This window comes from Nocardia higoensis NBRC 100133 (assembly GCF_000308595.1).
GTDB lineage: Bacteria > Actinomycetota > Actinomycetes > Mycobacteriales > Mycobacteriaceae > Nocardia > Nocardia higoensis.
This window is the reverse complement of record NZ_BAGA01000114.1, coordinates 1-14,779: the sequence shown is the minus strand read 5'-3', so window position 1 is coordinate 14,779 and position 14,779 is coordinate 1. Positions and strand designations below refer to the sequence as shown.

Below are 14,779 nucleotides of genomic sequence, written 5' to 3'. Positions count from 1 at the left end.
ACGCTCGTAGGTATGTCCAAGCGGGAGCGGGTATCAGAGCAGTCATTGCTCGATCACGCACGAACCGTCGCTCGACGGGTCGCGGCGGGCGCGGCATGTGAGATCACCGTCGGTGGTCGCGACGTCGCCGTGCTGCCCTCCGGGCGCGACTCCCGTCCCGCTCAGGGGCCGTCCAGGTACGCCGTTCCGCACGCCGATCCGATCCGTGAACGTCTCGACCGCGTCTTCGCCGAAGCCGCGGGCCTGGATCCGCTGCCACTGGATCCGCTGTCGGTCGATCCCGCGCGGTTCCGTCGTGCCATCGTCGATTCGGGCGAACACCCACACCGTTCCTGACCGGTGGACGCACCAGGATCGGCGGGAATCCGTTGTGCGACAACGCTCGCCGTGTCCCACACGACGAGCGGCACCATCCCTGAGGGCGGCCGCCGTCGCATTCGTCGTGTGAGCATTCGCCGCCCGCGCAGGAGGAGACATCCGTGGCCTACGACCCCCGGCTGGTCGAGCGTGTGCGCGAACTCCTGGCGGGTGCCGCCGATGTGTCCGAAAAGCGCATGTTCGGCGGTCTGGCCTTCCTGATCGGCGGCAATATGGCTGTCGCCGCCAGTCACGACGGCGGCCTGCTGGTGCGCGTCGATCCCGAGGACGGCGAGCGGCTCGTGGACGACGACCGGATCAGGCCGATGGTCATGCGCGGCCGCGAGATGCCGGGCTGGCTGAAAGTGGCCGCCGAAGCCGTGGTTCCGGCGGCGGGTCTTCGCGACTGGGTGGATCGTGGCCTCGCCTACGCCCGGACATTGCCGGTGAAATGAGTGCGACGGGGCGCGGCCGGCGTTCCGCCTACCCGGTTTGGCTGAGACCGAGGCCGTCGGCCGACAAGGAGCGGATCACCGTCCCCGAGGTGGTCTCGTTCGGCGCGATCATCGCCGGGGTCGCCGTACTGCGGCTGGCCGCGGGGGGCGCTCGAGCCGTCACCGCCCTCGCGGGCTGTCGTGAACATCGTTGTGCCCGCCGGATTTCGGCAGGCACAACGACGTCTTCAGCGCCAGCGCTCCGGGGTCACCGGAGAATCCCACGCCCGCGCGTAGCGGCGGGTGTCGGCGGCGTTGGTCTCCTTGGCGCGGTAGACGATGTAGGGGCGGGTCAGATAGCCGAGCGGGGCGCTGAACATGTGGACCAGTCGCGTATAAGGCCACATCGCGACCAGGACGAGCACGACCAGGCCGTGCAGCTGGAAGGTCCACGGGGTGCCGACCATCAACTCCGGTTGCGGCCTGAGCCCGAACAGGCTGCGGAACCAGGGGGAGACGGTCTCGCGGTAGTTGTAGGTGCCCCACAGCAGATTGCTGCCCCAGGTGTTGAGCAGGCCGGTCACCAGCGCCGTGGCGAGCAGGGTGTACATCACCTTGTCGTCGGTGGTGGTGGCCTTGCGCACCGCGGGCACGGTGACCCGGCGGTACAGCAGGATCGCGACTCCGGCCAGCACCGCGAGGCCCGCGACCGATCCCGCGCCGACCGCGATCACGTGATAGGCGTGCTCGGAGATGCCGACGGCGTGGGTCCACGATTCCGGAATCAGCACGCCCAGCACGTGGCCGCCGAACACGCCGAGCATGCCGAAGTGGAACAGCGGGCTGCCCAGCCTCAGCAGCCGGCTCTCGTAGATCTGCGAGGACCGGGTCGTCCAGCCGAACTGGTCGTTGCGGTAGCGCCAGATGTGGCCGAGCACGAACGAGGTGAACGCGATGTAGGGCAGGATCATCCACAGTTCGGCGGGCAGGGGCAGGCTGGCGTTCATCGGCGGCCTTCCGAGTCGGTGAACAGCGTCGGGTCCAGGGCGAACGGGTCGAGGCCGACCTCTTCGTCCGGCGGGCCCGCGGCGGCGAGTTCGGCGATACGGCGCCGATCGGCGGTGGTCAGCGGCGGCAAGGTGGCGACCACGGCGGCGAGCGCGCCCGCGTAGGGCGAACCGCTGTCCGACAGCGACAGCCGCAACAGTTCGATCACCGGCAGATGCTCGCCGAGCAGGCGTTCGCCACCGATCGGGTCGACGGTGGCGGCGAATTCCAGCAGCACCGGCAGATGGTCGGGCAGTTCCTCGTCGCCGAGTTCCACCCCGGCGTGCCGGTAGGCGTGCTTGAAACGCAGCAGCGCCATACCGCGTTTGCGGGTGTCGCCGTAGGCGTAGAAGGTCAGATGCATGCTGGCGCGCTTGCGCAGGTCGAAGGTGGCCACGTAATCGGCGGCCAGCGTCAGCGGCGGGGTGGACCGCAGGTGGGTGAGCAGCGGTTCGAGTGGGAGGCGCACCTCCTCGGGCAACTGCGCCAGCGCGCCGGACAGATCGTCGAGCAGGCCGAGTAACGACTCGCCCGGGTAGTCCAGGACCAGTGCGGCCAGCCGCCACACCAGGCGTCGGTCGCGCTCGGGCATCCGCACCGCCGGCTCCGGCCTGCGGCGCACTTTCAACAGGCTCATCGCGACGCTCCCGTCACGTCCGGGGTGGCGGCGGAGACGGCGCCGTTGCCGTTCACCCCGCCGCCGTTCCCGGCCGCGCCGTCGGTGCCGGAGCTGTTGCCGCCGGCGCCGTTGCCTGCCCCGCCGGTCCCGTTGCCGTCGGTTACGGAACCGTTCGCGACCCTGCCGTCGCCCCCGCTGCCTGCGGACGAGTTGCCGGCAGCGGCGCCGTCGGAGGCACTTCCGCCGTTCGAGCCCACGCCCGCGGGCACCAGTCCGGCGGTGCTCTTCCCGTCCCAGTTCAAGAGATTGATCCGGTTCGACTTCGCTTCCGGTGCAGCGGCATTGGTGTCCGACAGCGGCGCATCGGTGAGATGGAACTTCTCGACCATCCGGTCCAAGGCCGTCATACCGGGCCCGCCGTCGGTGTCGAGGCTGCACCCGGTCGCCAGCGAATCCAGTTCGTGCGCTTGCGAAGTCGCGCCCTGCGGGATCACGTAGCGGTCCTCGTACTTGGCGATCGCCAGCAGCCGGTACAGCGCCTCGATCTCCTCCGGCTCCAATCGCACGGACGGGGCGATGGCCGGATCGGGCTCCTCGCCGAGGTTCACCGAGCGCATGAACGACCGCATCCCGGCCAGTCGCTGCAATGCCGCGCGCACCGGGCCGAGTTCGCCGGCGGTGAACAGCTCGGCCAGATACTCGACCGGGATGCGCAACGCGTCGATGGCGCCGAAGAGGTTGCGCGCGCTCTCGCCGTCGTGCCCGGTCTCGGAGAGTACGTCCACCACCGGCGACAGCGGCGGCACGTACCAGACCATCGGCATGGTGCGGTATTCCGGATGCAGCGGCAGCGCGATCTGGTAGTCGACGATCAGCTTGTAGACCGGCGAATCCTGGGCGGCCTGAATCCACTCCGGCGAGATGCCCGCGCGCTCGGCCTCGGCGATCACCCTGGGGTCGTGCGGGTCGAGGAACACGCCCAACTGCGAGGGGTACAGGTCGGCGGTGTCGGTGACCGAGGCGGCCTCGAGCACCTTGTCGGCGTCGTAGAGCATCACTCCGATGTAGCGCAGCCTGCCTACGCAGGTCTCCGAGCACACCGTCGGGATGCCGACTTCCACGCGCGGGTAGCAGAAGGTGCATTTCTCCGCCTTGCCCGTCTTGTGGTTGAAGTAGATCTTCTTGTACGGGCAGCCGGTGATGCACTGGCGCCAGCCGCGGCACTTGTCCTGGTCGACGAGCACGATCCCGTCCTCGGCGCGCTTGTAGATCGCGCCGGACGGGCAGGAGGCCGCGCACGAGGGGTTCAGGCAGTGCTCGCAGATGCGCGGCAGGTAGAACATGAAGGTCTGCTCGAACTCCAGTTTCACCTTCTCCGACAGCCGGTTCAGCAGCGGGTCCGTACCGACCTGCTCCGGGCCCGAGCCGAGGTCGTCGTCCCAGTTCGCGCCCCAGGTGACCTCGGTGTCCTGACCGGTGATCAGCGACTTCGGCCGCGCCACCGGGGTGGTGTCGACCGGCGGCGAGGACAGCAGGTTGTCGTAGTCGTAACTCCACGGGTCGTAGTAGTCCGACACCGTCGGCAGGTCCGGGTTGGCGAAGATGTTGAGCAGTCGCTTCAACCGCGAGCCGGACTTCAGGGTCAGCTTGCCGCGCTTGGTGAGCGTCCAGCCGCCCTTCCACTTCTCCTGATCCTGGTACTGCCGCGGATAGCCCTGCCCGGGCCTGGTCTCGACATTGTTGAACCAGACGTACTCGGTGCCGCCGCGATTGGTCCAGGCCTGCTTGCAGGTGACCGAGCAGGTGTGGCAGCCGATGCACTTGTCGAGGTTCATCACCATCGCCATCTGTGCCATGACGCGCATGTCAGTACTCCACTTCCTGGGACCGGCGGCGGATGGTGGTGACCTCGTCGCGCTGATTGCCGGTGGGACCGTGGTAGTTCAGCGCGAAGGACTGCTGGGCGTAGCCGCCGATGAGATGGGAGGGCTTGATCATGATCCGGGTGAGCGCGTTGTGGATACCGCCGCGCTTGCCCCTGCCGGCCTGCTTGTCCGGCTTGGGCCACGCGAATCCACTCGGATCGCTGCCCTCGATGCGCGGCACGTCCACCGCGCGGTCCTGTGCGTGGTACATGAACACGGTGCCCTCGGGCATGCGGTGCGAGACGATGGCGCGGGCCACCACGACGCCGTTGCGGTTGACCGCCTCGATCCAGTCGTTGTCGGCCACGCCGATCTTGGCCGCGTCCTTGTCCGACATCCAGATCGACTGCCCGCCCCGCGAGAGCGTCAGCATGTGCAGGTTGTCCTGGTAGGCGGAGTGGATGGACCACTTGGAGTGCGGGGTCAGGTAGCGCACGGTCACGCCGCGCTCGGTGACCTCGCCGACGCCCGGCTCGCGGAACAGGGCGGTCATGTCCAGCGGCGGCCGGAAGATCGGCAGCTGTTCGCCGAGTTCGATCATCCAGTCGTGGTCGAGGTAGAAGTGCTGGCGACCGGTGAGAGTGTGCCAGGGCTTGAGCCGTTCGGTGTTGATGGTGAACGGGGAGTACCTGCGCCCGCCGGTCTCACTGCCGGACCACTCCGGCGAGGTGATGACCGGGACCGGACGGGCCTGGGTGTCGGCGAAGGTGATCCGCTTGCCCTCGGCCTCCAGCGCCAGATCGGCCAGCTCGGTGCCCGTGCGGCGTTCGAGCGCGTGGAAGCCCTCGACGGCGAGCCTGCCGTTGGTGGTGCCCGACAGCGCCAGGATCGCCTCGGCGGCATGGATGTCCTTGGCCAGCGACGGCCTGCCCTGGGCGACGCCGGAGACCACCTTGCCGTTCTTGCCCGCCAGGTATTCGACCTCGGCGTCGGGCAGTGTGGTGACGCCCTTGGTGGTCAGGCCGAGCGTTTCCACCAGCGGACCGAGCGCGGCCATCTTCTCGGCCACTTTCGGGTAGTCGCGCTCGACGACCACCAGCTTGGGCATGGTCTTGCCCGGAATCGGCTCGCACTCGCCGGCTTTCCAGTCCAGTACCCGGCCGCCCGCCTGGGCGAGCGCGTCCGGTGAATCGTGCTGCAACGGCACCGCGACGATGTCCTTGCGCACGCCCAGGTGCTTCTCGGCCATCCAGGAGAAGCCGCGCGCGATCCGGTGGAAGGCGTCGAAGTCGGTCTTGGCCTCCCAGGGCGGGGAGATGGCGGGGGAGAAGGCGTGCACGAACGGGTGCATGTCGGTCGAGGACAGGTCGTGCTTCTCGTACCAGGTGGCCGCGGGCAGCACGATGTCGGAGAACAGCGTGGTGCTGGTCATCCGGAAGTCCAGGCTCAGCAGCAGATCGAGCTTGCCGGTGGGCGCCTCGTCGCGCCAGACCAGTTCCCGCGGACGCACCCCCGTGTCGTCGGTGGTCTGCAGGTTGGAGTCCGCGCCGAGCAGATGCCGGTGGAAGTACTCGTTGCCCTTGCCCGAGGAACCGAGCAGGTTGGCCCGCCACACCGTCAGGCAGCGCGGGAAGTTCTCCGGCGCGTCGGGATCCTCGCAGGCGAACCGCAACTCCTCGGATTTCAGCCGGGCCACCACGTGCTCGGCGGCGCTCACCCCCGCGGCCTCGGCCTCGTCGGCGAGGTCGAGCGGATTGCGGTCGAAGGTCGGGTAGCTGGGCATCCAGCCCAGACGGCTGGCCAGCGCGATGTTGTCGGCGGCGGTGCGCCCGGCGAACCTGCCCTTGCCGAGCGGAGAGGAGAACGATGCGGCGGTGAACGGGTCGTAGCGCCACTGGTCGTTGGTCAGATACCAGAACACCGTGCCCTGCATCTGGCGCGGCGGGCGCTGCCAGTCCAGCCCGAAGGCCAGCGTGGCCCAGCCGGTCACCGGACGGCACTTCTCCTGGCCGACGTAATGGGCCCAGCCGCCGCCGTTCACGCCCTGGCAGCCGGTGAGCAGCGTGAGGGTGAAGAAGGCGCGGTAGATCTGGTCGGAGTGGAACCAGTGGTTGGTGCCCGCGCCCATGAGGATCATCGAGCGGCCGCCGGAACGCTCGGCGTTGTCGGCGAATTCGCGCGCGATCCGCTCGGCCTGCACGGCCGGGACGCCGGTGATGGTCTCCTGCCAGGCCGGGGTGTAGGGGGAGCCGGCGTCGTCGTAGCCGCTGGCCCACTCGCCGGGCAGCCCGTCGCGGCCGACGCCGTACTGGGCGAGCAGCAGGTCGAACACCGTGGTGACCCGCCTGCCCGCGATCGTGACGGTCGGGATGCCGCGCCGCACCACGCCCGGCCGGTCGCCGTCGTAGCGCGGCAGGCGCACCGCGATCGCTTCCGCGTCGGCGTGCCCGTACAGGGTCAGCAGCGGATCGACGCCCTCGAGGTCGAGATTCCACCTGCCCGCGTCGGTCTCGTTGAACCGGTGACCCAGCGCGCCGTTCGGCACGACCGGCTCGCCGGCGGCATCCAAGAGCACCGGCTTGTGCTCGGCGTTCTCGTCGTCGCGCCCCAGATCGGCGGCGGTGAGGAACTTGCCCGCCGTGGCGCCGTCGTGGTGGTAGACGCCCTCGGCGTCCCAGCCCTTCGGGTCGTCCACGCACACCAGGTACGGCAGGTCGGTGTACTGCTTGACGTATTCGAGGAAGCGCGGGGTCTCGCGCTCGACGAAGAACTCCTTGAGCACCACGTGGCCCATCGACATGGCCAGCGCCGCATCGGTACCCGGGCGCGCGGGCACCCACTCGTCGGCGAACTTGGTGTTGTCGGCGTAGTCGGGGGAGACCACCACGACCTTCTGGCCCCGGTAGCGCGCCTCGGTCATGTAGTGCGCGTCGGGGGTGCGGGTCACCGGGACGTTCGAGCCCCACATGATCAGATAGCCGGCGTCGAACCAGTCCGCGGACTCCGGGACGTCGGTCTGATCGCCGAACACCTGTGGCGAGGCCACCGGGAGGTCGGCGTACCAGTCGTAGAACGAGAGCATCGAGCCGCCGAGCAGCGAGATGAAGCGCGCGCCCGCCGCGTGGCTGACCATCGACATGGCCGGGATGGGGGAGAAGCCGGCCACCCGGTCGGGGCCGTACTTCTTGATGGTGTGCACATGCGCGGCGGCGGCGATCTCGGCGGCTTCCCACCATTCCGCGCGCACGAACCCGCCCTTGCCGCGGGCGGCCTTGTAGGCCGCGGCCTTCACCGGATCCTCGACCACGTCGGCCCACGCCAGCACCGGGTCCTTCAGCCGTGCCTTCGCCTCCCGGTAGAACTCGAGCAAGATGCCGCGCACGTACGGATAGCGCACGCGCGCGGGCGAATACGTGTACCAGGAGAACGAGGCGCCGCGTGGGCAGCCGCGCGGCTCGTATTCCGGCTTGTCCGCGCCCACCGAGGGATAGTCGGTCTGCTGGGACTCCCAGGTGATCACGCCGTCCTTGACGTAGATCTTCCACGAGCACGAGCCGGTGCAGTTGACGCCGTGCGTGGAGCGCACCACCTTGTCGTGCGCCCAGCGGTCGCGGTAGAACTCGTCGGCATTGCGGCCACCTACCTTGTGCAGTGACCGCTGATCGGCGGAGATTTCCCCGCGCTGGAAGTACTTGCCCAGCGCGAGCAGGGCGTCCCCGGCGTCGGCGGAGCGCGGCGCCACCGGGTCGGTGGATGCCGAATCCGAACTGCGCGAAAGAACCACGATGCCCCCTCGAGCTGTGAAATCGGGCTGTCGTCCCCGACTGTAAGGAGCCGGGCAGAGGCCACCAAACGGCTCTCTCACATCGCTCGCGGCGGCGAAGTGAGGTGTGAGATCGCCGAAATGTGCCGGTCACCGGGTATACGCGGGATCGCGGTCGCGGGGCGGCTCCGACCTGCGGACGCCGTCGTCCGGCGCGATCCGAGCGGAGTCCGGCGAGGAAACCGGTGAAGCTTTGGAAACGCGCCCTTCTCGGGCGCTTTACAATCGTTAACACAATGTGCCAGTGCGCTGTACAGCGATGGCGGGCCCGTTGCCGCGACCGGCCGACCGGCCGACCGGCCGTCGAGCCGGTTGCCGGGGCCGACGGTGTTCGCGACATGGCGGACCGGCTCGGTGCCGACGGGCGGGGATCGGGGGTGCCGAACCGGTCGACACAGACCGATCGGTATCCAATGTCGGGTTGCTGCCCGGGTGCTGAAGCGTGCCACCGGGTTTGATTGCCGAACATTTGCGAGTGTGTCGAATTCGATTGGAATAATTCAGAAGTCGATATGAGTAAAAAGTTACTCGCGAGGAAACCTGCCGGGTTCGGCCGACGGCGAGGGGGGCGACAATATGTCGTGGCGTCGGCCGGGGGAATCCTGTATCCGGTTCGTTGTTCGTGCGTACGGCGAAAGATCCTGTGGGACAGCGTCGGCGGTGCCGGTGCCGGCGGGTCGCGCGGTGGGAATATCCCGGCGTCCCGCGGTGATCGTCGAATCGCTCTGTTGTTCGATCGGCGACATCGGAGCTCGCTCGGACGTGCGCGGTGGTCGGCAAACTGTCGCGCGGATCGTCGGCGCCGCATCTCGACGGCTGTCCGGTGCTGTGCCGCGTGCGTCGGAGTTCCGGCTGGAATGGGTAGCGAGCGGTAAACCTGCGGCGGGGCGTCGGGGTGGTTCGTACATCGATCGGGTCCTGCGTGCGTGGCGCGTCCGGTGGGCCCGCGGGGACGCGGACGCTCCGGCTGCGATTTCGAGACCTATTCGTTACTCGGCAATTCCGCAGCACAGAGGCCGTTTCCGGCTCGGTGGTGTGGGAAACGAGGCGTGGATCACCCGAATGTCACGATGCGGTGCAGTCGTGGCGGATATGGTGGCGAAATGCGTTGCCGGAGAAATGCGGAACCGGATACGCACCCCGCCCCGGCGGTGGGTGCACCGGCCGGTGTGGGTCTTCCCCGGTATGCGCGAGAACGACTGGATCAACTGGACAACGGTCTTGTGAAGGTATTCGATGCGTTTATCGCCGGGACCGGGACTCGGGTGGCTGCGGGAGATGAGCGCCGGGGCGGCCGATGGGCGAATGCGGAAGATAGCGCGAACATTGCGGGGAGTGAGTGCTACATGGTCGATGACATCGGATTGGTACCTCATATCTCGCTCGCGGCAGCGGCGGACTGCTCCCACGGCACGTTCGCGGTCTGCGGCGACGAGGGTCGTGCGCTCTGGTACGGCCCGTTCCTGGACAGCGATGCCGACAACCCGCACGGGGACAGCTTCGCGGGCACCATGGCCGCCGCCCAGCGGGCGGTCTGGCTGGCCGGGCGGGCCCGCGCCGATGCCGGACACACCGAGGCCACGCTGCACCTCGTGCTCAGCGACGGCGACGTGGACACCGTGACGCTGGCGTGCACGGCGTCGATGTCCGGCCTGATCCTGGATCTGGTGATCTCCGAGGACAACCCGGCGCTCGACTGGTGTCAGGTCTTCGGCAGCCTCGACTGGAATCCCGGCGCCCTGGTCAGCCTCGTCGATCAGGACGAACCGGACGGCCGAGTCGGCAGACACCTGCGGGCGGTGCAGACCTTCCCGTATGTGAACGATGAACCGAAGGAGGCGTTTCCCATGATCCGCAATCCAGGTGAGGATGCCGGACCGGTCGAGGACGCGGGCATGGAGCTGCGCTCGGCACTCGAAGCGCTGCTGCTGCACGACGCCGTTGGCATCGACGCCAAGATGCGGCACGCCATCGCGGCCACCGTGCACCTGGCCGTGGACACCCCGCACGGCCGTCCCGACGACGCCGAGGAATTCCTCGGCCGCCTCGACGCCGCGTGGCTGATCGCGGCCTGGGCCGGGCACGACACCGAGATGTCGCTCATCGCCACCCTGGCCGCGGGCGAGGTGCCCGCGCTGTCCTGGTGCGAACTGATGTTCACCACCGCGCTCGCGCCGTGGTCGACCGATCCGGCAGCGGTGCAGGCCAGACGGCTGTTCTCCACACTGTCACCGGGCCGCCTCGGCGCGGTACCGCCGCAACCCGCCCACGTATTCGGCGCGTAGAGCCGCGCCACCCGGGTCACACCCCCGTGCGGCGTCGTCGACGGATTCGCGCCCGCGCGCCGTCGCCCACGGATTTCACGGCGCGTGGTGTACGCGACGGGTTCGCACCACGCGGCGCCGGCCCTCGGTTCAGAGCACGTGGCGTCGGGTCACGGTTCGCAGCGCGTGGCGTCGGGCCACGGTTCGCAGCGCGTGGCGTCGGGCCACGGTTCGCAGCGCGGCGTCGGGTCGCGGATTCAGGCGAGGTCGCCGAGTTCGGTGAACGAGGCGATCCATCGGTGCGGCGGGCGTGGTTCGTTCGGCTCGCCCGGCCGATGGACCCCGATCGCCGACCATCCGGCGGCCACCGCGGCGTCCAGCTCGTCGGGGTGATCGGACAGGAACAGGATTTCCGTTGCCGCGGCGCCGAGGGCGGCGGCGATGCGACGGTACGAATCGGCTTCGCGCTTGGGCCCGGCGCTCGCCAGGTCGAAGTGCTCGCCGATCAACGAGCCGAGTTCGCCGCCGCGCGCGTGGGCGAACCAATCCCGCTGGTTGCGCACCGAACCCGAGGAGTACACCGCCAGTCGCAGGCCCGCCGCATGCCAGGAGCGCAGCACCGCGGGTACGTCGGGGAAGAACTCGCCGTGCAGTGCGCCGGTCACGAAGCCCTCGTGACAGATCAGGCCCTGTGCGGACTTCAGCGGCTCGGCCTTGACGTCGCCGCTCAGCCAGGCGCGCAGGATCTCGGCGACCTCGTCGGTGCCCGCGTCGGGCCGCTCGGCCGATGCCCTGGTCTGCGCCAGGATCTCCGCCGCCGCATCGCTTTCGTGCTCGGCGAGCCACTCGGGCAGCCGCTCGCGGGTGTAGCCGTAGAGATCCTCGCGGACCGAGCTCGTCGGGCTCGTGGTGCCCTCGATGTCGAGGACGATCACCGACGGGCTGGTCACGAGGCGGTCAGCAGCTGGTCGAGGGTCGGGAAGCCGGAGCTGATCCGGTCACCGGTGAAATCACCGATCCAGCCGTCGGCCTCCTCGAAGAACCGCACGGCGATGAAGTCGGGGCGCTCGCCCATGTCGAACCAGTGCAGCGTGCCCGCGGGCACCGAGAGCAGGTCGCCGGCTTCGCAGACGACGGCCAGCACTTCCTCGCCCAGGTGCAGATAGAAGCAGCCGCGCCCGGAGGCGAAGTAGCGCACCTCGTCCTCGGCGTGGCGGTGCTCGTCGAGGAATTTGGCACGCGCGCCCTTCGCGGTCTCCGGCCAGGCCGGGTCGGTGTCGTCCGGGTGGATGCGGGCGATATCGATGTGGCGGTAGCGGCCGTCGGCGTTGAGTTCGGCGACCCGATCGGCGTATCGGGCGAGCAGGTCCTCGGAGGACAGGTTCGCGGCGTCGTCCTGCGCGGGCCAGCGATCGAAAGTGATGCCGTGGGAGGCCAATTCGGCGGAGATCACCGCGTCGTCGGTCGTGCGCAGGCGCACCCGATCGGCGTCGTCGGCGGCCATCACCTGGAGCAGAGTCATGAGAGAGGTCCCATCTGGAGAACGGTGTGCATTGGGGTCGCGCGCTATCGGCCCGCGGTCAGCGGCTGGTCGTGGGCACGGAGCGCCGATTCGGGTCCGTGTCCGGTGGTGTGGACGGGGAGCCGGTTCGGAGCGCCACCTCGCCGTCGGTGCGGAGCACCAGTTCACACAGGGCCTCGAGACACTCGGCGCGATCGCGTGCCTGCGACAGATTCTGCCCCCAGGTGGTGATCCCGTGTCCGGAGATGCACAACACCGGCGCCGCGCCCGGGTGCTCGGTGAGCCAGCGTTCGATGTCATCGCCGATGCGCGGGACCGTGCGCCAGTTCGGGAACACCGGCAGGTCGACGGCCCCGGGATCGGCGCCGCCCAGACCCTTGATCAGCTCGAGGTCGGTGATCCGGACCGTGCCGGGGGAATCGGTCGCCCCGGCGCGGGTGGCCAGGGCGGTCGCGAACGGCGAGTGCACGTGCACCACGGCGGCGGCATCGGTGGTGCGGTAGACGGCGGTGTGAATCGTGGTCTCCGCCGAAGGCTTCCTGGTCTGGCCCGGCAGTGCGGCCGAGTCGGCGATCCGTACGGTCACCATGTCCTGTGCGCTCAGCTCGCCCTTGGCCAAGCCGCTGGCGGTGACCACGGCGGTGTCGCCGGTGCGCACGGAGAGGTTGCCCGCGGTGCCCGGCATCCAGCCGCGCGCGTAGAGATCCCGCGCCGTGGCGGCGATGAGCTCGCCGGGGCCCGCGGCGGCTCCGGGGTGCGGGCCGGTCCGCGCGATCGCGTCGGCGGGAGCGGCATCGAGCACGGTGCCGTGCACGATGCCGTTCTCGGTGACCACGGCGGTGATCAGGTCGGCGGGCGTGACGTCGAAAGCCGGGTTGAACACGGCGGTCCCGGCGGGTGCGGTCGGCGTGCCGGCGAAGGCGGTGACCTCCGCCGCCCCGCGTTCCTCCACGACGATGTCGCGCCAGGTCGCGGTGGCGGGGTCGCGGGTGGATTCGGGCGCGACCACGATGAACGGCAGACCGTGCCGGTGCGCGGCCAGCGCCACGGCGTACGTGCCGATCTTGTTGGCCACATCGCCCGCGGCGGTCACCCGGTCGGCGCCGACCAGCACGCAGTCGACCTGGCCGGTGGCCATCGCCCAGGCGGCCGCGGAGTCGATGGTGAGCCGGTGCGGGATGCCGGCTTCGGCCAGTTCCCACGCGGTCAGCCGGGCGCCCTGCAGCAGCGGGCGGGTTTCGTCGACGATCACGTCCTCGATCGCGTCGCGCTCGGCCAGTACCCGCAGCGCGCCGATGGCGGTACCGAACGCACTGGTCGCGAGCCTGCCGGTATTGCAGTGCGTGAGCACGCGCAGCTTGCGCTGCCCGCACAGCCGCTGCACGAGGTCGGCGGCGTGGGTGGCGGCGGCTCGGTTGACGCGGCCGTCCTCGGCGAGCATGTCCAGGGTTTCGGACAGCACCGCCTCGGCGCCGCCGGCGATCCGGGGCCGCACCCGCGCGACCGCCCACGCCAGATTCACGGCGGTGGGGCGGGTGGCCACGATCCGGTCGGCCTCCGCGTGCACCGCGTCGACGTCGACCACGCCGTCGCGGGTGTGCGCGGCGGTCGCGATGACGACGCCGAACGCGCCCGCGATGCCGATGGCGGGGGCGCCGCGGATCGCCAGCGTCGCGATGGCGTCGATGATCTCGTCCACCGTGCCCAGCCGCATCCGGCGCACTTCGTGGGGCAGTCCGCGCTGGTCGATGGTGACCAAGGCACCGTCGTCCCAGATCAGGGAACTGTCGTTCATGCGGGACGTCCTTCGCGGCGAGAGAATACGGCGCCGAAAACGATATCGGTCCGCTCGCGCCGCGCCACATTCGGACTCAGGGTGATCCTGACTCTGGACTACCGGGGCAGCGGAATGAACTCGACCAAGTCGCCGTCGTTCGCCTCGGCGGGCACGACGACCAGCCCGTCACGGTCGATCAGCCCACCCAGGTGGGCGGTGCGGATCGAGTGATCCCCGACCAGGCCGCCCTCGTCGTCGCGACGGGCGGGGACGATGCGCGGCACCGGTCCGGTGATCGCCGAGGCATTGCGCAGCGGGGCGCGCGACGGGCGAGCCTGCGTCGCCCGGGTGCGGCCGTCGACGATGGCTCGTGTCAGGGCCAGTGCGGTGGCCACGGCGGCGAACGGATTGCCGGGCAGGCCGAGAACTGTTGTGCGAGAGGGAAGTTCGGCGACGACTGTCGATCCGCCCGGCCGCAGCCGAAGCCGCGGCACCACGACGGTTGCCGACGCCCTGGTGAGCGCGGCGCGCAGTTGGTCGGCCGCTCCGCCGCCGGTCGCGCCGACCACGACCAGCAGGTCGCAGTCGGTCGCGGCGGCGAGCACGTCGTCGAAGCCGTTCGGGGTGTCACGCAGGTGTACCCGGTCGACGGTGACCACGCCGCACCAGCCGAGCAGGTCGGGCAGGATCGGGCCGATCGAGTCGCGCGTCTGGCCCGCGCGCAGCGGGCCGTCGCTGCGGATCTCGTCGCCGGTCATCACCACACGGGCGCGCACGGGTCCGCGCACCGGCGCGGCCGTCACCTCGACGCTCGCGGCGGCGGAGATCAGCGCGGCGGTGACCGGGCTGCCCGCCGGGGCGACCGGATCGCCGGGGTGGCGGTCCTCGCCGCGTCGGCGGATGTCCTCGCGGACCGGGGTGCCGGGGAGTCGGCGCAGGACGCGCTCAGCGGTGATGTCGGCGAACTCGTCGCGCAGGACCAGGGTGGCGCCGTCGGGCACGTGCGCGCCGGTCGCGATGCGCACGGCCTCGCCGGGACGCAGCCCCTCCGGACGCTGCCCGCCCGCGAAG

The 14,779-nt window shown here is 69.9% G+C and carries 11 protein-coding genes; 3 read left to right on the top strand and 8 right to left on the bottom strand.

Annotated features, from left to right (window positions below; genetic code table 11):
- Positions 1-12: 12 nt before the first annotated feature.
- The gene (locus ON26_RS20780) at positions 13-336 is read left to right on the top strand and encodes a hypothetical protein (protein WP_157171965.1); all 324 of its coding nucleotides are present in this window, start codon (positions 13-15) and stop codon (positions 334-336) included.
- 143 nt (positions 337-479) lie between these two features.
- A complete protein-coding gene (locus tag ON26_RS20775; RefSeq protein ID WP_040797895.1) occupies positions 480-812 on the top strand; it encodes a TfoX/Sxy family protein in 333 nt (110 codons plus the stop codon).
- Between the two features lie 227 nt (positions 813-1,039).
- Here the strand turns inward: ON26_RS20775 and narI are convergent, their stop codons facing one another.
- The 4 genes from narI to ON26_RS20755 are packed head-to-tail and all read right to left on the bottom strand — an operon-like array spanning position 1,040 to position 8,064.
- Positions 1,040-1,798: a respiratory nitrate reductase subunit gamma gene (gene narI, locus ON26_RS20770; protein ID WP_040797894.1), complete on the bottom strand. Its 759-nt coding sequence runs from the start codon at positions 1,796-1,798 to the stop codon at positions 1,040-1,042.
- Positions 1,795-2,475: a nitrate reductase molybdenum cofactor assembly chaperone gene (gene narJ, locus ON26_RS20765; protein ID WP_040797893.1), complete on the bottom strand. Its 681-nt coding sequence runs from the start codon at positions 2,473-2,475 to the stop codon at positions 1,795-1,797. Before narJ ends, narI begins: the two co-directional genes overlap by 4 nt.
- Positions 2,472-4,322, bottom strand: coding sequence for a nitrate reductase subunit beta (gene narH, locus ON26_RS20760; protein WP_040797892.1), 1,851 nt, complete (start codon positions 4,320-4,322; stop codon positions 2,472-2,474). Before narH ends, narJ begins: the two co-directional genes overlap by 4 nt.
- Position 4,323: 1 nt before the next feature.
- Positions 4,324-8,064, bottom strand: coding sequence for a nitrate reductase subunit alpha (locus ON26_RS20755; RefSeq protein ID WP_040797891.1), 3,741 nt, complete (start codon positions 8,062-8,064; stop codon positions 4,324-4,326).
- A gap of 1,427 nt (positions 8,065-9,491) precedes the next feature.
- On the opposite strand from ON26_RS20755, the gene ON26_RS20750 reads away from it, so the two are divergent.
- Positions 9,492-10,430 (top strand): hypothetical protein, encoded by a 939-nt coding sequence (locus tag ON26_RS20750; protein WP_040797890.1) that lies wholly within the window; start codon positions 9,492-9,494, stop codon positions 10,428-10,430.
- A 236-nt stretch (positions 10,431-10,666) separates the two neighbouring features.
- Here the strand turns inward: ON26_RS20750 and mtnC are convergent, their stop codons facing one another.
- The 4 genes from mtnC to ON26_RS20730 form a co-directional block, all read right to left on the bottom strand.
- Entirely contained in the window at positions 10,667-11,359 is a 693-nt protein-coding gene (gene mtnC, locus ON26_RS20745; protein WP_040797889.1) for an acireductone synthase, read from the bottom strand.
- Positions 11,356-11,931, bottom strand: coding sequence for a 1,2-dihydroxy-3-keto-5-methylthiopentene dioxygenase (locus ON26_RS20740; RefSeq protein WP_040797888.1), 576 nt, complete (start codon positions 11,929-11,931; stop codon positions 11,356-11,358). The genes mtnC and ON26_RS20740 overlap by 4 nt, the downstream gene beginning before the upstream one ends.
- Before the next feature lie 58 nt (positions 11,932-11,989).
- A complete protein-coding gene (gene mtnA / locus ON26_RS20735) occupies positions 11,990-13,726 on the bottom strand; it encodes an S-methyl-5-thioribose-1-phosphate isomerase (protein ID WP_083884249.1) in 1,737 nt (578 codons plus the stop codon).
- Between the two features lie 98 nt (positions 13,727-13,824).
- Positions 13,825-14,779: molybdopterin-binding protein (locus tag ON26_RS20730; RefSeq protein WP_040797887.1), on the bottom strand; the 955-nt coding region annotated here is incomplete at its 5' end.

Excerpts from the sequence above, each read along its gene's own strand:
- ON26_RS20780 (WP_157171965.1), top strand. The coding sequence starts at position 13 with ATGTCCAAGCGGGAGCGGGTATCAGAGCAGTCATTGCTCGATCACGCA.
- narI (WP_040797894.1), bottom strand. The coding sequence starts at position 1,798 with ATGAACGCCAGCCTGCCCCTGCCCGCCGAACTGTGGATGATCCTGCCC.
- narJ (WP_040797893.1), bottom strand. The coding sequence starts at position 2,475 with ATGAGCCTGTTGAAAGTGCGCCGCAGGCCGGAGCCGGCGGTGCGGATG.
- narH (WP_040797892.1), bottom strand. The coding sequence starts at position 4,322 with ATGCGCGTCATGGCACAGATGGCGATGGTGATGAACCTCGACAAGTGC.
- ON26_RS20750 (WP_040797890.1), top strand. The coding sequence starts at position 9,492 with ATGGTCGATGACATCGGATTGGTACCTCATATCTCGCTCGCGGCAGCG.
- ON26_RS20740 (WP_040797888.1), bottom strand. The coding sequence starts at position 11,931 with ATGACTCTGCTCCAGGTGATGGCCGCCGACGACGCCGATCGGGTGCGC.
- mtnA (WP_083884249.1), bottom strand. The coding sequence starts at position 13,726 with ATGAACGACAGTTCCCTGATCTGGGACGACGGTGCCTTGGTCACCATC.